Source organism: Methylobacterium sp. E-046 (assembly GCF_022829625.1).
Lineage (GTDB): Bacteria > Pseudomonadota > Alphaproteobacteria > Rhizobiales > Beijerinckiaceae > Methylobacterium > Methylobacterium longum.
Map to the genome: position 1 here is coordinate 26,770 of NZ_JAKSYP010000038.1, position 17,693 is coordinate 44,462.

General features: G+C 69.4%; 10 protein-coding genes and 1 pseudogene. 5 read left to right on the forward strand and 6 right to left on the reverse strand.

The features are described 5' to 3' along the window. Positions 1-199: 199 nt before the first annotated feature. Positions 200-1,174 carry an HWE histidine kinase domain-containing protein gene (locus MKK82_RS01835; protein WP_238291639.1) on the forward strand — a complete coding sequence of 325 codons (975 nt, stop codon included), beginning with the start codon at positions 200-202 and terminating at the stop codon, positions 1,172-1,174. A gap of 83 nt (positions 1,175-1,257) precedes the next feature. Here MKK82_RS01835 and MKK82_RS01840 read toward each other — a convergent pair whose 3' ends face one another. The 5 genes from MKK82_RS01840 to MKK82_RS01860 form a co-directional block, all read right to left on the reverse strand. Further along, a complete protein-coding gene (locus MKK82_RS01840; protein WP_238291640.1) occupies positions 1,258-1,662 on the reverse strand; it encodes a response regulator in 405 nt (134 codons plus the stop codon). Positions 1,663-1,685: 23 nt separating this feature from the next. Further along, a complete protein-coding gene (locus tag MKK82_RS01845; protein ID WP_238291641.1) occupies positions 1,686-4,937 on the reverse strand; it encodes a GAF domain-containing protein in 3,252 nt (1,083 codons plus the stop codon). 151 nt (positions 4,938-5,088) lie between these two features. Then, positions 5,089-7,518, reverse strand: a complete 2,430-nt coding sequence (locus MKK82_RS01850; protein WP_238291642.1) for a hybrid sensor histidine kinase/response regulator — start codon at positions 7,516-7,518, stop codon at positions 5,089-5,091. A 367-nt stretch (positions 7,519-7,885) separates the two neighbouring features. After that, on the reverse strand, positions 7,886-11,356 hold the full coding sequence (locus tag MKK82_RS01855) for a chemotaxis protein CheB (protein ID WP_238291643.1): 3,471 nt from the start codon (positions 11,354-11,356) through the stop codon (positions 7,886-7,888). Then, the gene (locus tag MKK82_RS01860) at positions 11,337-11,897 is read right to left on the reverse strand and encodes a PAS domain-containing protein (protein WP_238291644.1); all 561 of its coding nucleotides are present in this window, start codon (positions 11,895-11,897) and stop codon (positions 11,337-11,339) included. Before MKK82_RS01860 ends, MKK82_RS01855 begins: the two co-directional genes overlap by 20 nt. A gap of 833 nt (positions 11,898-12,730) precedes the next feature. On the opposite strand from MKK82_RS01860, the gene MKK82_RS01865 reads away from it, so the two are divergent. From MKK82_RS01865 to MKK82_RS01880, 4 genes are read left to right on the forward strand one after another with little or no spacing between them, the layout of a single operon-like run. Then, positions 12,731-15,220 (forward strand): methyltransferase domain-containing protein, encoded by a 2,490-nt coding sequence (locus MKK82_RS01865; RefSeq protein WP_243984463.1) that lies wholly within the window; start codon positions 12,731-12,733, stop codon positions 15,218-15,220. 17 nt (positions 15,221-15,237) lie between these two features. Then, a complete protein-coding gene (locus tag MKK82_RS01870) occupies positions 15,238-15,984 on the forward strand; it encodes a class I SAM-dependent methyltransferase (RefSeq protein WP_238291647.1) in 747 nt (248 codons plus the stop codon). Then, entirely contained in the window at positions 15,935-16,579 is a 645-nt protein-coding gene (locus MKK82_RS01875; protein ID WP_238291649.1) for an HAD-IB family phosphatase, read from the forward strand. The genes MKK82_RS01870 and MKK82_RS01875 overlap by 50 nt, the downstream gene beginning before the upstream one ends. Next, positions 16,555-17,235, forward strand: coding sequence for an NTP transferase domain-containing protein (locus tag MKK82_RS01880; protein WP_238291650.1), 681 nt, complete (start codon positions 16,555-16,557; stop codon positions 17,233-17,235). The genes MKK82_RS01875 and MKK82_RS01880 overlap by 25 nt, the downstream gene beginning before the upstream one ends. Before the next feature lie 306 nt (positions 17,236-17,541). Here the strand turns inward: MKK82_RS01880 and MKK82_RS01885 are convergent. Then, a pseudogene (locus tag MKK82_RS01885) lies at positions 17,542-17,693 on the reverse strand (electron transfer flavoprotein subunit alpha/FixB family protein); the annotation flags it as partial.

A 17,693-nucleotide genomic window follows, 5' to 3' on the forward strand; every position in this document is an offset into this window, starting at 1 on the left:
CCACCCCTCGGGCGCGCCTCCGCCCGCTCCGAAAGCCGCGTCACATCACGCACCTTGCCGCCGGGCGGAAACAGAGCCTCGGCGCGGAGGTTGTCCGTTGAGTTAGGGCCACCTGGCGGCGGATAGCCCTGGGCAGCGAGCCGTGTGGCGGGACCTGAAGAGGGCTGGCGTGTCGCGTCGGGACGAGACAAGGCGGAGCTTGGCCGATCTCAGGCTCCTCCAGGCGGCGGTCGAGGCGACCGGCGAGGCCATCCTCATCACCACCGCAGACCTCGACGAGCCCGGCCCGGTCGTCGTCTATGCCAACCCGGCATTCACCCGCCTGACCGGGTACGAACTGGACGAAGTGGCCGGGCGCAGCCCGCGCTTCCTCCAGGGGCCCGGCACCGACCGCGCCGTCCTGGAGAGGGCCCGCGCCGCCCTCTCGGCCGGTGAGCCGTTCCAGGGCGAGGCCCTGAACTACCGGAAGGACGGGTCTACGTACCGGGTCGAGTGGCTGATCACGCCGGTCCGGGACGCGGACGGGCGCATCTCCAACTGGGTCTCCGCCCAGCGCGACGTGACCGAGCGGCGCTCCTTCGAGGACGGGCAGGCGCTGATGGTGCGCGAGCTGCACCATCGGGTGAAGAACACCCTCGCGACCGTGCAGGCCGTGCTCAACGCCACCCTGCGCTCCTCCGTGACGATGCACGAGTTCTCCCGGGCCTTCACCGGCCGGATCACCTCCCTGGCCCGGACGCACGCGTTGATCACCGAGGATGAGGCTCAGGTCGCCTCGTTCGAGGGCCTGCTCCGGTCCGAACTCGACCCGTACAACGAGCGCGGCCGCATCACCCTCGAAGGCCCGAGGCTCAAGCTGCCCTCGGAACTGGCCGTGCCCGTCAGCATGGCCCTGCACGAGCTGACCACCAACGCGCTCCGCCACGGCGCCTTGGCGCATCCTGGGGGCCGGATCGCCGTGACCTGGCTGGTGGAGGACGGCGCGAGGGGCCGGTGCCTGACCTGGACCTGGAACGAGCACGACGGCCCCCCGCCGGCACTGCCGACGCGCGAGGGCTTCGGCATGCGATTGCTCAACAAGATCCTGACGGTCCAGACGGCCGCGGAGGTCGACGTCACCCGCGACGCCGACGGCTTGCGGATCAACGTCCGCGTCCCGCTCGCGCAGACCTGAGGCGTGGCGGCTGCGCCCCGCGGCCGGAAGCGCGGGCCGGGGCGGGCGAACGCCGTCCGGGCCGGGTGGAACGTGACGCTGCGTCAGGCTGCGGGAGCATGCCCCGCGAAATCCCGTATGGCCGAGACCATCGCCCGGCCGTCGAACGGCTTGCCGAAATACAGCCCGCGGGCCGGCATCGCGCCCGCCCGGGGCGCGCGCGGCGCCGACGATGTCAGGATCAACTCGATGGGCGGCCAGCGGTCACGGATGTGGGCTGCGAACGTGAGGCCCATCACCGACCCGCGCGTGTCGAGATCCGCCACGACGATGCGGATGTCGGTCCGATCCTCCAGGACCCGGATGGCCCATTCCGTGGTGTTGACCTGGACGACCTCGCAGCCGGCGGCGTCGATGTAATCGGACAGCGTCATCGCCAGCAGCGGCTCGTCCTCCAGCAGGAGGACGACGGGGCGGCGTCCCGCCCCTTCGTCTTGCGAATGTACCACGGTGCACCCCGATGCCGCCCGCATCAGGACGCTTGAATGTGGGTAAGTGGGGCGCGGAACACCGCCGCAAACCCCTCGGTCATGTAATCGAGGTCGGCATCGCGGGCGCCGACCAAGCCTGTGCGGATGAGCCGCGTGCCGAACCCGCGCCTCGCCGGCTCGACCGCCGGCGGGCCGCCGTGCTCCCGCCATCTCAATTCGAGGACGGCCTCGTCCCCCGGCAGGACGGCCCACGACAGCGCGACATGGCCGCCCTCCACCGAGAGCGCGCCGTACTTGGCGGCGTTGGTGGCGAGCTCGTGCAGCAGCAGCGAGAGGGACAGCACCGCCGAGGGCGCCAGGCCGATCTCCCGGCCCGAGAGGACGAAGCGGTCCATGGCTGCGTGCGGCCCGAGCACGCTCGTCGCGACCGCCCGGAGCGAGGCCGGCGCCCAGGCATCCTGCAGCAGGACGTCGTGCGCCCGCGACAGCGCCATGATGCGCCGCTCGAACGCCTCGACGGGCTCTCGCTCGGAAACGGAGCGCAGGGTCTGGCCGGCGATGCTCTGGACGACGGCGAGGGTATTCTTCAGGCGATGCGACAGCTCGTGGTTCAGGAGATCCTGCCGTTCCTCGGCGCGCACGCGCGCGACCGCGAGGCGCAGCCGGGATCCCACGTCGCGGATGAACGCGAGTTCCGGCGCGGTCCAGTCCCGCTCCACCCCGGTGCAGACGAAGAGCAGCGCCACGAAGGCCCCGCGCTCGAACACCGGCGCGTTGACGAAGGCGCGGGCCCTGTGCGCCTCCAACGCCGTCGCGTTGGCCCGGGTCCGCGGATCGGTGCGGCAGTCCCGCACCACGACGGTCCTGCCGCGCTTCAGGTCCTCGACGTACGAGCCGTAGTCGCGGAAGTGCAGGGTCCCGGCCAGGGATCCGGCGCCCCCCGTGGTCCAGTCGCGGGCGACCGTGACCGTCTCCTGTTGGGGGTCGACGTCGCCGTAGCCCACCAGCATGGCGTCGAGCGTCTTGCCGAGGATCTCGCTGGTGACGTGCGTCATCTCCTCGACGTCGTCGAGGTCGCGCAGCCGGTCACCCAGCGCGATGAGGGCCGAGCGGCGCGCCTCCGCCTGCACCCGGTCGGTGATCTCCAGGAAGATCACCCCGAACTGGCCGCCGCCGAGCGGGAAGGCACGGCCCTCGTACCAGCGGGCCAGCGTCCCGACCTGGCGGGTGAAGGCGATGGGCTCGCCGGTCTCGACGACCGCGGCGAACTCGTCGACCCAGGCGTCCTCGATGCCCGGCAGCACCTCGCGGATGGTGCGTCCGATCACTGTGGCCGGATCCATGGACACGAGTTCGGCCCAGGCGGCGTTGACGTCGACGTAGCGCCAGTCCCGGATCGCCCCCGCGGCGTCACGAATGACCTCGCCGACCATGAAGCCCTCGCTCAGGCGCTCGAACAGGCCGCGCCAGTGCGCCTCGCTGGCTTGCAGGTCACCCTGAGCCGCGTGCCGGTCGCTCACGTCGGTGAACAGCACCGCCACCTCGTGGCGGGCCGCCGGTTCGACGCGGTGCACCGAGACCTCCAGCCGCCGACCGGTCGGGCTGAATGCGCGCTCGAACCGAACGGGCACGCCGGTGCGCCACACCTCCAAGTAGGTGTTCAGCCATTCCTCGGGGTTGTCGGTGACGATGTCGCGCAGCGTCTGGCCGACCACGTGCGGGATACCGAGGTGGTGCTCGAAGGCCGGGTTCGTCTCGACATGCACGTAGTCGCTCATCGGCCCGTGCGGCCCGGCGACGAAGCGGATGACGCAGAAGCCCTCGTCGATGTTGTCGAACAGCGCGCGGTAGCGCTTCTCGCCCTCCGCGAGCCGTTCCTCGGCCGCCCGGCGCTCGGTGACGTCCTGCACCGTGCCGATCATCTGGACGACGCGGCCGTCCCCGTCGAGGATGACATCGGCCCGACGCGCGATCCAGCGCAGCGCGCCGTCCTCCGCCCGACGAATGCGGTACTCGACGCCCCCGGCCCCCCCGGCATCCTGCCGGGTCTGCTGGCCGGAGGCCGTCGGCCGGTCCTCCGGGAGGACGAGGGCCTCGAAGGTCTCCGCCGTGTACAGGCCGGTCGGCGGCACGCCGAACAGGCGTGCGAAGACCGGCGAGACGCTCATCAGGCCGGTGTCGATGGCGAGCTCGAAGGTGCCGATGCCGCCGGCTTCCTGGGCGAGACGCGAGCGCCGGTCGCTGTCCCGCAGGGCCTGCTCGCCGTCCAGGCGCTCGTAGACCGCCGACATCAGCCGCGCGACGGTGGCGAAGAACGTCAGGATTTCCTCGTCGAAGGCGGGCTGCTGGGTCGACGCGAACGAGATGACCCCGCGCAGCGAGCCCCGGCTCATCACGGGATATCCGGCGTAGGCGTCCAGGCCCATGGCGCGCGCGGTCGCGTAGGCCTCCCCGCCGGATGTCTGCAGGCTGGCGAGCACGAGGGGCTGCCGCCGCTCGGCGACGATCCCGCACAGGGGCGCACCGATGGGCAGGCGCTGCAGCAGCTCCTGCACCTCGGCCGTCGCGTTGAGGGAATGCGTCAGGTGCAAGTCCCTGCCGCCGGGCCCGAGGTCGTAGGTGTAGCTTCGGTCGAACCCGAGCGTGCCCGCGCTCGCCGATAGGATCGGGGCGAGGACGGCGGCCGGGTCGGTGGCGTTGAGGAGCGCTTGGGAGCTCCGCGCCAGGATGTCGAGGTGGCGCACCCGGCGTAGCTTGTCCCGCTGGTGCTCCAGCAACGCGTCGCGGTGCTCCACCGCTCGCCGGGTGGACAGCAACTCCGTCACTTGGCGGGCCAGGGCACGCAGGTCGTCGGCCTGCTCCTGCGACAGGCCTTCGGGCCGGGGCATGGTGTCGATGACGCACAGGCTGCCGAGCACGTGCCCCTCGGGCGTGCGCAGCGGCGCGCCCGCGTAGAAGCGGATGTGCGGATCGTCGGTGACCAGCGGGTTGGCGGCCGTGCGCAGGTCGGCGCTCAGGTCCGGGATGATGAGCAGATCCGGCTCCGGCAGCGCGAACTTGCAGACCGAGCGGTCGAGATCCGTCTCGCAATGGGGGAAGCCGACCTTGGCCTTGAACCACTGCCTGTCGGCCGCGACCAGGCTGACCAGGGCAACGGGGACGGCGCACAGGCGCGTGGCCAGGCGCACGATGTCGTCGAACCCCTGTTCGGGGAGCGTGTCGAGGATCGAGTAGGCGTCGAGGGCCGATAGGCGTGCCGGGTCGAGGACGGGGCTGCTTGGATCGGGCTGCATCGCGCTGGCGGGTTCGTGCGGCAGGCCCTCTCAAGACCTTGAGCGTGTCTCTACTGATGAATCGGCTTTTTGCGAGGCAATTCCACATCGTCGACGACGTCGAACCGGGGACGGGATGCCGCATGTCAGGGGCGTCCCGGCGCGGACGTCGCTATCCGGCGAGCGGGTCGTGTCCCCGGGGCACCTTCTGGACGGCGCGGCGGAGGATGCGGGACAGGTCGGCGACCGAGTAGGGCTTGCGCAGCAGGTCGAACCCGTGGGTGCCCTCGGCCGCGAGCACGTCGCTGTACCCGGAGGTGAGGACGACCGGCAGGTCCGGCCGGCGCCGACGGATCTCGCCCGCGAGCTCAACGCCGTTCATGCCCGGCATCATCACGTCGGAAAACACCACCTCGAAGCGGAAGGGGACCCGCTCGATCTCGGCCAGCGCCTTCGTCGCATCCGTCACCCAGACCGTCGAATAGCCGAGTTCCCGCAGGGCCTGCTCGGCGAAGGCGCCGACGTCGATGTTGTCCTCGACGACGAGGACGCAGGTGCCATGTCCCTCGGCCAGCGGCTCCGGTTCGACCGTCACAAGACCGGACGCAGCGGTGTCGACGCGCGGGAGGTAGACGGTGAAGGTGCTGCCGTCGCCGAGGGCGCTCTCGACCGTGATCTCGCCGCCGGACTGCTTGGCGAAGCCGAACACCTGGCTCAGGCCCAGCCCGGTGCCCTGGCCGACGACCTTCGTCGTGAAGAACGGCTCGAAGATGCGCTCCAGGTTCTCGGGCGCGATGCCGGAGCCGGTATCCGAGACCGAGACCGCGACGAAATCGCCGCGCCGTCTCGGGTGTGCCCGCACGGCCGGGATCAGGGTGGCTCTGCGGAGCTGGATGCGAAGGTGCCCCTCGCCGCCCATCGCGTCGCGGGCATTGACCACGAGGTTCACCAGCGCGGTGTCGAACTGGCTCGGGTCGGCGTTCACGTGCAGGTCCTGCCGGTCCTCGCCGGGCAGGTCGAGCTCGACCCGGATCCGCGCGCCCGTGAGCGTGCCCACCATGTCGGCGACCGCGGTCACGGCGTGGTTCACCGCGAAGGTCTCGGGCCTCAGCGCCTGCCGCCGGGCGAAGGCGAGGAGTTGGCCGGTGAGCTTGGCGGCCCGGTCGACCGTGTCGGAGATCGCCCCGATGTATCTCTGCCGGCGTTCCTCGGCGAGATCGCGCCGTTTCAGCAGGTCGGTGGAGGACTTGATGACGGTCAGGAGGTTGTTGAAGTCGTGGGCCACGCCGCCCGTGAGTTGCCCGACCGCCTCCAGCTTCTGCGACTGACGGAGTTGCTCCTCCAGTGCGCGCCTGTCGGTGACGTCGCGGCCCGCCGCGTAGAAGCGGTCGCCGGTCGGGATGGCGTTCCACGAGAACCAGCGGTGGCCGCCGTCCCGCGTCCGGACGCGCACGTCGACGTCGGCGAGCACGCCGCCGCCGCTGACCCGCTCGAAGGCCGCCGAGACGGCATCCAGGTCGTCGGGGTGGACGAAGGTGTCGAAGCGGGCACCCTCGACCTCGGCGATGTCCCACCCGAGCGTCTCGGTCCAGGCATCGTTGGCCGTCTGGAACAGGCCGTCGAAGCCACAGACGACGAGGAGGTCGCGGCTGGCGCGCCAGACGAGGTTGCGCTCGGTGGTCTTCTCCTCCGCGGTCGCCTGGAGCGTGGTCTCGGCCCGGCGGCGGTCGGTGATGTCGTTGAACAGGACGGCGACCCGATGCTGCTCGGGCTCGCCGACCCGCAGGGCATGCACGTCGAACCAGCGGCCCATCGCGACCGCGCCGCTCTCGAACCGCACCGGCCGTCCGGTGCGCGCGACCTCGCCGTAGGTGTCGAACCAGAAGCGTTCGTGGCCCGGTACGATCTCGCTCATCCAGCGCCCGACGACGTCGTGCAGTCCGGTCTGGGCCCCAAAGGCCGGGTTGACCTCGACGAACCGGTAATCAGCCGCCCGGCCCGCCGCGTCGAACCGCATCTCGACGATGCAGAAGCCGCTGTCGACGGCGTCGAACAGGGCCCGGTACCGGGCCTCGCTCTCGGCCAGCACCCCCTCGGCGGTGCGGAAGCGGGTGACGTCGAGCTGGCTCGCGAAGAAGTACCGGAGCTCGCCCTCCGGGCCGAAGACCGGGCTGACGTAGAGTTCGTTGCGGAACGGCGTGCCGTCGCGCTGGTAATTGAGGATCTCGACGACGACGTCGCGCCGGCCGGTGATGGCGTCGCGGACCTTGGCGATGTCGGTCGGATCGGTGCCGGGCCCCTGGAGGAAGCGGCAGTTGCGCCCGATCAGCTCGGCGGCGTCGTAGCCGCACAGGTTCTGGAAGGCCCGGTTGGCGAAGACGATGGGATTGTCGGGCTGGCCGGGGTCGGTGATGATCTGCGGCATGCGGGTCTTCTCCGCCGCCGTGAACAGCAGGTCGGCGGAGGCCGCGGAGGTCTGCTGCCCCTGGCCCGGCCGGCGCAGGCCATCGCCGCGCGCGGCCTCCAACCGCGCCTCCAGATGCGCCACGCGCTCTTCGAGTTCGCGCTCGCGCCGTCGCAGCCTCTCGTTCTCTGCGTCCATGGCCCCCTCGGTCGGCCGCGTGGATAGCGGCGGCGGCGGCGGGGGACAACGCGGTACGGCCCGGCCAGGGCCGTCGCGATGACGCAGCAGGCCTCGGATCCGGCGGCGGTGATGCGGGGTGCCTCACCCCGCGAACCGGTGACGCCGGTGCGCTGGCCGCGCCATTGGCGAGGGCGCGCGGCGGCGCGCATCCGGTTCTGCGGAGCGCCGGGCGTGTGCGACATGACGGAACCACGGATCGGGACCGCCGCGTATCGGCCGTCCGGCAGGGGCGCCGCCCGGGCCTCGCAGACCGCAACCGCGGCAGCCCGCACACGCGCGGTTGCCGGCACCCCTCGGCGGAATGGGGAGGCCCTGAACGGTTGGATCAGGTGCGCGCGAGCGCCGCCTCCGGCAGATGCAGCGTGATCCGGTACTCGGACGCGTCGTGGCTGCGCGTCACCGTCGCTTCGAGCTGACGCAGGGACATGTCCACCAGCAGCGTGCCGAAGCCGCGGCCGGGCCTCGGCTCCGGGATCCGGGCCATGCGCTCGCGCCATTCCAGCACGAGCCCGTCCTTCCGCTCCCAGGTCACCGACAGCGAGCCATCCTCCGATCCGAGGGCGCCGTACTTCACCGAGTTCGTCGCCCACTCGTGCAGGATCATCGCCAGCGACGACACGTGCCGCCAGTTGATCGTCATGAGCGGCCCCTCGATCGTGGTCGGGACGTGGTCGCGGTAGGGCCGGAGCGTCGCGCCGACCAGGCCGGAGAGATCGCTCATGCCCTGGCCGTCGCTGGGATCCGCCAGGGAATGCGCACGCCCCAGGGCGGAGATGCGGTCGCGCATGTCGGAGGCGAAGATGCCGATGTCCCGGTGCGTGCGGGCGCCCGCCGAGATCATGCCGCCGATGATGGCGAACAGGTTCTTCACCCGGTGGTTCATCTCCCGCAGCATCAGGTCGCGGGTCTCGGCCAGGGCGTATTCGGGCGAGACGTCGATGCAGACGCCGACGATCCGCTTGCGGTCGCCGCCCCGGGTCAGGCGCCCGTAGCTCCGGACGTGCCGGAGCGTCTGCTCCGCCCTGCGGATGCGGATGCGGGCTTCGAACTCGTCCAGCCCGTGCGCGGCCTGGGAGAGCGCCGCCTCGAGGCCGGGGCGATCCTCCGGCGTCACGCAGGCGATCAGGGTCGCCGTCGGGTGCGGCGTGTCGGGCGCGAGGCCGAACATCGTACCGGCGGTGCTGTCGACCAGGATGGTCCCGGCATCGGGACTGTACTCCCAGACGCCGATCCCGCCGGCCTTGACGGCCAGTTCCAGGCGCTCCCGCTCCGCCGCGAGCTGGCGCTCCAGGGACAGGGCCTCGGTGATGTCGGTCAGCACCAGGGTGGCGCCGTCGATGCTCCCGTTCTGCAGGCGGTAGGGCAGGACCCGCAGGGACAGCGTCCGGTTCCCGTCCCGGGTGGTGATGCGCCGCTGGATCACCGAGCCGCCCGCACAGACCTCCTGCGCGTCGTGCAGGTAATCCTGCCCGGCGAGCCGGCTCGCGACGTCGGCGAGCGGACGGCCGCGGTCGCCCGGCTGCAGGGGGAAGATCGTCGTGGCCGCCGCGGTGAAGCTGCGCACCCGCAGGTCGCGGTCCAGAACGATCACGGCGAGGTCGGTCGATTCGAAGAAGTTGCGCAGGTCTGCGTTGGCGATGGTGAGCTGCTCGACCTTCGTCTTCAGCTCGTCGTTGACCGTGGAGAGCTCCTCGTTCGTCGACTGGAGCTCCTCGTTCATCGACATCATTTCTTCGTTGGAGCTCTTCAGCTCCTCGTTCGTCGTCTCCAGTTCCTCGACGGCCGAGCGCAGCTTGTAGCGCGTGCGCAGCAGCTCATCCTCCAGCGCCTCGACGTGATCGTCGCCCGCGTCCATCTCCACGAGGTCGAGGTCGTCCGACGGCTGGAACGTACCGGTCTCGCGCAGGATCAGCAGCATCGCGCCGTCCGGCAGGGGATCGCAGACCAGCTCGACCGTCTGCGTGCCGTAATCCGAGCGGATCGCCACGTCCCGCACGACGACGCGCTTGCGCGCGTCCCGGGTCTGGCGGAGCAGGGGGCCGATCACGTCGCGCAGGCCCGGCCGCGCCAGCGTGATGGCGCTGGTGCCGCCGGTCCGCGTCACCGGGAAGTCGAAGTAGCGGCTCAGGCGCCCGTAGGCGGCGATGATGCCCCCGTCCTCGTTCAGCACCATGCTGGGCGGGGCGTAGCGTTCGACCACCCGCCGCACCGCCACGGTCTCGTCGGCGATCGACGGGTCGCCCCGGCGCTCCTCGCGTCCGCCGGGACGGGGTTCGCCGCGCCGGGCGCTTCCGGGCAGGTCGATCGGGTAGTGCGGCGCGCCCGGCGGCCGCTCGAACAGGCGGGCGTGCTGGTCGATGGTGGGGAAGAGCTGCTCGAACCGGCTCACGCTCTCGGAGGGGCCCAGGAACAGGTAGCCGCCGGGCCGCACCGCGTAGTGGAACAGCGGCACGACCGATTGCTGGAGCCGCTCGTCGAAGTAGATCAGCAGGTTGCGGCAGGAAAGGAGGTCCACCCGGGAGAACGGCGGATCCTTCACCAGGCTGTGGCTGGAGAAGCGGATCAGGTCCCGGATCTCGGCCGCGATGGTGAAGCGCTCGGCGTGGAGGACGACGTAGCGCTCGCGCAGGGGCGCCGGGATGTCGGCCAAGGCCGCCGCCGGGTAGCTCGCCTCCCGGGCGATCTGGAGCATGCGCTCGTCGATGTCGGTGGCGAAGATCTGCACCGCCAGCGGCACGTCGAGGCGGCGGGCCGCGTCGGCGAACAGCATGGCGATGCTGTAGGCCTCCTCGCCGCTGGAGCATCCCGGGATCCAGACCCGGATGTCCTCATCGGGGTTGCGGGTGCGCAGCAGGGGCTCGACCGCCCGCTCGCGGAGGATCTCGAACAGCTCGGTGTCGCGGAAGAAGCGGGTGACGTTGATCAGCAGGTCGCGGAACAGGGCCTCGCACTCGACCTGGTCGGCGCGGACGCGGGCGAGATAGGCCCGCCCGGAATCCAGGCCCAGCACGTGCATGCGCCGCTCGACCCGGCGCACCAGCGTGGTCCGCTTGTAGCCGGCGAAGTCGTGGCCGACGGCCGTGCGGAGCACCCGGCACAGGTCGTCCAGGTGGTCTGCGACCGGGCCCGATTCCTCGCCGCCGGCATCGGTGCCGCGGCGGCGGAAGAAGGCCGCGAGGCACTCCACGATCTCCCCCGGCGGCTGCACGAAGTCGACGAGCCCGGTCCCGACCGCGGAGAGCGGCATGCCGTCGTAGCGGGCGGTGTCGGGCTGCTGGACCACGCAGACGCCGCCGTGCTCCTTCACGGCGCGCAGGCCGGTCGTGCCGTCGGCGCCCGTGCCCGACAGGATCACGCAGGCGGCATTGGCCTGCTGGTCGACGGCCAGCGACAGGAAGAAGTCGTCGATGGGCCGCCGCAGCCCGCGCGGCTGGACGAACTTCGTGAGTTCGAGCACGCCGTTCTGGATGACGAGGCCGCGCCCGGGCGGGATGATGTAGACCGTGTCGCCGGCGATCCGCTCGCCGCCCTCGCACTGGAGCACCTGCAGCTCGGTCTGCCGGTCGAGGAGCTGCGCCAGCATACTCTCGTGATTGGGGTCGAGGTGCTGGACGATGACGAAGGCCATCCCGGTCGGGGGACGGGCGCGCGCCAGCATCTCGCGCAGGGCCTCAAGCCCGCCCGCCGAAGCGCCGATCCCCACCACCGGCCCGGCGAAGGGGGCGGGCACGATCTGCCCGCCGCCGAGGGCCTCGGAGGCCTCGCCTCCGGCCTCGTTATGGAAATCCTGGTGCATTGAGATCCGCGAGCGTGAGCTTGGCCTGCGCGACGGTGGCGACAGTGTTGGCGATCGTCCTCAGGGACCCCTCGATGACGAGGCCGCTCTCGGCAAGCGTCGGACTCAGCCGGGACAAGGTCCGGCCGAGCTCGGCATCGTAGGCGGAAAGTAACTCCGGTTGCGAGCGGCTGACGTCGAATTGAGATGCGAAAAGAAAGCGCACCTCGCCCGACAATGCCTTCAACTTGGACATGTACAGCAGATTGACGAACGGCCGCCCGTCCTTGCGGAAATTCACGATCGACGTGCGCACCGCATCCACCCGCTCATCCTCCAGGAAGGCGTGGATCTTGACCCGCGCCTCCCGGTTCTCGGCGTCGCGCTGCAGGAGGCGGCAATTCAGCCCGATCACGTCGGCGTTGTCGTACCCGGTAAGCCGATGGAACGGGCTGTTCACCAGCAACAGGGGGTTGTCCGGCGCAACGGAGGCCAGCGCGAGGGCGATGTGCGAGCTCTCGAAGTAAGCGTGGAGTTCGGCCGGGATGTTCTGCGTGTCCACGTCGGATCCCCGTCGCCTCCGTCCGTTCCGCCGCCGCGCGTCCGGTCCGTCCATCCTCCGGTCCGCCACCATGACGGACGCCACCGCCCTCCGGTTCCCGCGCCGGGCGCTGAGACGGCGGCCCGTCATGGGCGCCCCGGTCGCGGAAGGCAATGACCGGCCGGGCCGTACCGTGCCGGGACCCGCGCCCGAGCCTCGCCCGTGACGGTGCTGCCGAAGCGGGCCGTCGAAGCGGGCCGTTGCGCCTCCGGCGCGCCGGGCCTCGTCATCCCCGGCGGGCCCGGGCCGCGGTGGCCGCGGTCGGGCGGGGCGTTTCCCCGGGGCGGGCGATGGCCGGGATCGCCGCATCGGGCAGGGCGCCCCGCATCGGGCGTCCGGCGTCGTGGGGGGCGTCCGCCACGAGATCTTCCACGGCCCGCCACGCGACGAGTGCCGGAGGCGGGACACGTCCAGCCGCTGGAAGACGCGCAGGCCGTGACCAGTCCGAGGTCGACCGCCTCCAGCGGTGTCCGACCACAATCGGCCCTGCGCGGTCGGCCACCTGCGCCCGCCACCGTGCCGGATTCGGCATTCCGGCTACCAATCGCCGCCGCCATGCATTAGAGTTCCTCGCGATCCGGGCCAGGATCCCGGTTCTGCGAGGCAATCGCGGTCGATTCGCAGCCAATACCGGTACAATGTGGAATATTCGCGTGCAATAAAGCTTATTCGTTCGGGATAATTATGTTTTTAAACATGAATGCAGGTCGTTTTTCGGCGGAACTGCGATGCGTATACAATTCCATCTACAGAATGACGGATCGGAGATCTCATGAGGCGGTTTTGGAGTTGAGGTGCGGCGATTGTCTTTAGCGGATGAGACGGCCACGACGCGTTCTGATCAATCGGGTCGCCTTACTGATAGCTGGCATGCTGTTGTTGAAGCGGTTTCCGGCCGGTACAGCGAGCTTCTGTTCGCGCTGAAAGCCTCCGAGCAGGCTGTCGCGGCGCGCCTCGACGACCTCACGGAAAGCGTCCGGGGAGCGTCCGAAGGCGCACAAGGGGGCCGCGACGACGTCGCGGAAGCGGTTGATCGCCGCGTTGAGGATCTCGCAACTTTGCTGCGCGACCACGGGGCTGCGATTCTACAGGCTCAATCCCAGGTGCGGGACAGCCTCGCCGACGCCATCGCCGGCCGCTTCGGCGATCTGGCCTATCTGCTCCGCGAACACGAAGCGTTGGTCTCCCGGCAGCAATCGGAGGTGCGGGAGGGCTTCGCGGAGGCCCTGTCCAGCCGGTTCAACGACCTGGCGTACCTGCTTCGCGAGCAGGACGCCGCCTTCCGTGAGCGTCAGAACGCCGCCCGCGCTGACCTCCAGGACCTCGCTTCGCGGATCGATCGCATCGTTCCCCTGATCCAGGACGGGCACGCGGTTGCCGAGTCGCGTGCCGCATCGGCCCGCTTCCAAGCCGCGAGCTATCGGGCCGCGCTGGGGCGCGTGAAGGTCGTGTTCATCGCCCAGACGGCGGAGACGTGGCCGTCCTTCCACTCCGTCGTTGAGGCGTTCCGGCACGATCCGAGGTGCGAAACAACCGTCGTCGTATCGCCCTTTCTGCAAGGCGGCTATCCGTCGGCTCGCCTCCGCGATTTCCTCGTCCAGCGTGACATCCCGTTCACGACGGCGGAGGCTTACGACCTCGAAGCGGAGGCGCCGGACGTCCTCTTCTACCAGAATCCGTACGATTCGACGCGGCCGGCTTCCCTGCATGTCGGCTCGGTCGAGCGGGTCGTGCCGAGGATCGCGTACATTCCCTACGGTCTCGAGATCGGCGGCGGGGACGAGAACCGGCGCTACCAATTCGATCTCAACGTGCAGCAGCGATGCTGGCGTATCTTCGCGCGCTCGGAGCGGCACCGTCGGATGTTCGGCCGGTACTGCCGGGCCGGCGATAACCACGTCGTCGTATCGGGGCATCCGAAATTCGACTGGGCTCAAGGCTTCACCGCGGACGATCTCGATCCGTCGCTGGTGCGGGCTGTCGACGGACGGAAGGCGTTCTTGTGGAACCCACATTTCGCCATCTCGTCGGAATCGCAATGGTCGACGTTCTTCATCTGGAAGGACGTTCTCGTTGACCTCTTCGCGAGCCGGGAGGACATCGTACTCCTGCTCAGGCCGCATCCGTCCTTGTTCACGACGATCCTGCAACACGGGGTCATGACGCAGGCGGAGATCGATGCTTTTCTCCAAGGCGCCCGGGACCGGGGCGCACTCATCCTCGACGAGCGTCCCGACTATCGGCACAGCTTCACCGCATCGGTTGCCCTGATGTCGGACGTGTCGTCCTTCCTGCTGGAATACCTGCCGACGACGAAGCCGATCCTCTATCTGCGCAACGAGGCCGGGCCGGGGCTCAACGACGATGCGGAGATCATCAACGCCTACGCGCTCGGTGACTCCGACCACGCGATCAGACGATTCATCGACGACGTATCGGCGGGGCGCGATCCGTGCAGATCGGCTCGTCTCGGTCCCCTGAGCGAATACCTGTTCGGCACGGACGGGCTGGCCGGCCAGCGGATCAAGGATCACGTGGTCGCGGCGGTCCTCCACGAGGGTGCGCGGTGGCCGAGATCGCGCGCGCGCGACGAAGCGCCCGGAAGCCCCGACCTGGGACGCGGGCTGAGCACGGGACCCGGGCTGACCAGGCCGGTCGATCCAAGCGCTGCCCAGTCGGCGGCCTCGGCCTTCTGGATGGCGTGCAACAACACGTTCCTGGCCTCGCCCGAATACTATATGCGCCAGGAGGCCATCCTCCAGGCCCACGTGCTGCCGCTCATCGAGACGACCTGGAGCATCCTCGACATCGGCTGCGGCAACGGCCGATTCACGCTTCTCATGGCCGCGTGCGCGAACTCGGTCCGTGGGTTCGACCTCTCCCGGAAGCTCGTCGACCAGGCGCGGGCCGAGGCGGCCCGGCGAGGCATCGCGAATGCTCGGTTCGATCAACGCGATCTGAGCGAATACCGTGATGAAGACGTGTACGAGATGGTGTCGTGCATGGGCGTCGTATCAACCCTGATCGAAGACGAGCGTTTTGACGCCCTGCTGGGGATCCTGCGGGGGGCCGTTCGTCAGCAGGGCCTGCTGGTCCTGAAAGACACCGTAGCGGTGGGAGCGAACGACGTTTTCGTCTCCACCGCGGAGTACACGTCCCTGTATCGCGCGGAAGCAAAGTATCTCGGCGCGCTTGCGGCCTGCGGATTCGACGCAATCGAGGCCATCGAGATGGGGCGCGACCAGGGTCTCGTGAACAAGATGTTTATCTTTCGGCGCGCCTGAAGGGTTGGGGGTGAACGATGAGCCGCGTGGTCGGATCCCGTGTATCGCTCGACTACGAGGCGATCGAACGATTCTTCCGTGACCGGGGCGCGGTCGCGAATCGTCAATGCGACTACTCGGCGACGATGTACCAGGACCGTTCTCCGGACCTCGTGACGGCGCGCGATCGTCACGAGAAGAGCGCCGTGCTGCCCTTGATCGGCCACGGCGCCGGATTGCGGGTTCTCGACATCGGCTGCGGCGTCGGGCGGTGGGCCGACGCTTTCGTCGGGCAGGCCGCGGCGTATCTCGGCATCGACTTCAGCGAGGAGCTCATCCAGATCGCGCGGCGCCGGGTACCCGAGCGCCCCGATTTCGCGTTCCAGAGGGGCGCGGCCCAGGATCTGGCGACGGCCGAACTCGCGATAGCGCCGCCGTTTGACGTGTTCCTCATCGCCGGTGTCTTCGCCTACCTGAACGACGACGATGTTCTGGCCTGCTTGCGAGCCCTTCCTCCCCTGGCCGCCGCGACCGCGACCGTCTGCATCCGGGAGCCCGTCGGGATCGAGGCCCGCCTGTCCCTGATCGGCGAGTTCTCCGAGGAGCTCGATTGCAACTACAGTGCTGTCTACCGGACAGTCCCGGAATACGCTGAATTGATCGATAGAGGTCTGTCATGCGGTTTCACCCTGACCAAGCAGCAGCGTCTGCTACCCTCGTCTTTGGAGAACAGGCGTGAAACAACGCAGCATGTCTTCCTCGTCACCCGATCCGAAAAGCGGTAGGTCGTCCCTGGCGTTTGACTTGGACGGAACGGTTACGCGGGAGGAGATACTGCCGGCGATCGCGCGCGAACTGGACCTGTTCGACGAGATGTCGCTGTTGACCGATCTCACCCTGCGCGGAGAGATCTCCTTCGAACGGTCGTTCCGGCTCAGGTTCCAGATCCTGAGAAACGTGCCGCTCGCGCGCATCCAGGACATAACCGGGAGCGTGCGGCTCGACCCCGACATCGCCGCCTTCATCAGGGCTGAAGCCGACAGGTGTTTCATCGTGACGGGGAACCTCGATCTCTGGGTCGCGCCGTTGATGACCGTGCTGCCTTGTCGCTGGTTCTGCTCGAAGGGCCATCTCGGGCCGACGGGCGCCGTCGAACTGGGCGAGGTTCAACTGAAGAGCAGGGCGATCCGCGAGTTGCGGTCCAGTGGCAGCGACGTCGTCGCGATCGGCGACAGCAGCAACGATGTGCCGATGTTCGAGGAGGCGGATGTCGGCATCGCCTATGGCGGCGTGCATGAGCCGGTCGCGGCGCTCCACGAGATGGCCGATTACGTGGTGTACGATGGAGCGACGCTGTGTCGATTGTTGGCCACGCTGTGATTGCGGCCGCCGGCGTGGGGAGCCGGCTGGGGCATGGGATACCCAAGGCGCTGATCGACGTCTGCGGCCGCCTGATCATCGAATACCAGCTTCATCTGCTGCGCGATGTCGAGGACGTCCGCGTCGTCGTCGGCTATCACGAGCGCGCGGTCATCGCTGCCGTGCGACGGGTTCGCGCCGACGTCATCTTCGTGCGTAATCCGGCCTACCGTCACACGACCACGCTGCAGAGCCTCCACCTGGCCGCCAGAGATCTCCGGGGCAAGTCCGTACTGATCCTGGACGGCGACACCGTGTACGGCGCGAGAAGCTTCGCGACCTTCCTGGAGACGTGCCGCGAGCGATCGAGCCTTGTCAGCATCGCCGACGAGATCTCGGAAGATCCTGTTTACGCGAATACAGCCGAAGACGCCGACGGAATCACGGTGACCGGTTTCAGCAGAACGGTACCGAGTCACTACGAGTGGGCCAATCTCGCGCTCGTCCCCGCAGACTATCTGACGAACGACGAGACGCCGGTGTTCGAGAGGCTGTCCGCATTCGCCCCCCTACCGGCATGCCGGGTGGAACGGCTGGAGGTCGACACGGAGAAGGACCTCGCCGCCTGCCGAGCGCGCCTGGAACGGGATCCAGGCTTTGCCGGAGACCTCCCGTGAAAGCCTTCCCGATCGCGGATCCTGACGACGCATCGGGCCGGAGACGCTGCTCCGCCGGCCGCCGATCCGCTCCCCGCGGGCGGGGGGCTCTCGGTGGGGCCTCCGAGCCTGAGACGGCGCTGCGGTTTGTGGTTCGGGACCGGAGCCGCACGGCTGTCGGTCCGACAAAGCGCTCCGATACCGCTGGCCCGCCCCGGGCGGGTTCGCGCCGGCCTCAAGCGCCGGGCCGGCCGCGCCGGCCGCGATCGCCACGGCCGGCCCGGCGCCCCGAGATCGCCGAGCCTCCGCTCCACCCCGGATTTGGGTTCAGCCGCGCGCGATCTCGGCCTGGAGTTCTGGCACGACCTGGAACAGGTCGCCGACGAGGCCGTAATCGGCGACCTGGAAGATCGGTGCGTCCTCGTCCTTGTTGATGGCGACGATGACCTTCGAGTCCTTCATGCCGGCGAGGTGCTGGA

What these genes read in the sequence shown, in the direction of transcription:
- MKK82_RS01845 (WP_238291641.1), bottom strand. Translation starts at nt 4,937, where the DNA reads ATGCAGCCCGATCCAAGCAGCCCCGTCCTCGACCCGGCACGCCTATCG.
- MKK82_RS01850 (WP_238291642.1), bottom strand. Translation starts at nt 7,518, where the DNA reads ATGGACGCAGAGAACGAGAGGCTGCGACGGCGCGAGCGCGAACTCGAA.
- MKK82_RS01855 (WP_238291643.1), bottom strand. Translation starts at nt 11,356, where the DNA reads ATGCACCAGGATTTCCATAACGAGGCCGGAGGCGAGGCCTCCGAGGCC.
- MKK82_RS01870 (WP_238291647.1), top strand. Translation starts at nt 15,238, where the DNA reads ATGAGCCGCGTGGTCGGATCCCGTGTATCGCTCGACTACGAGGCGATC.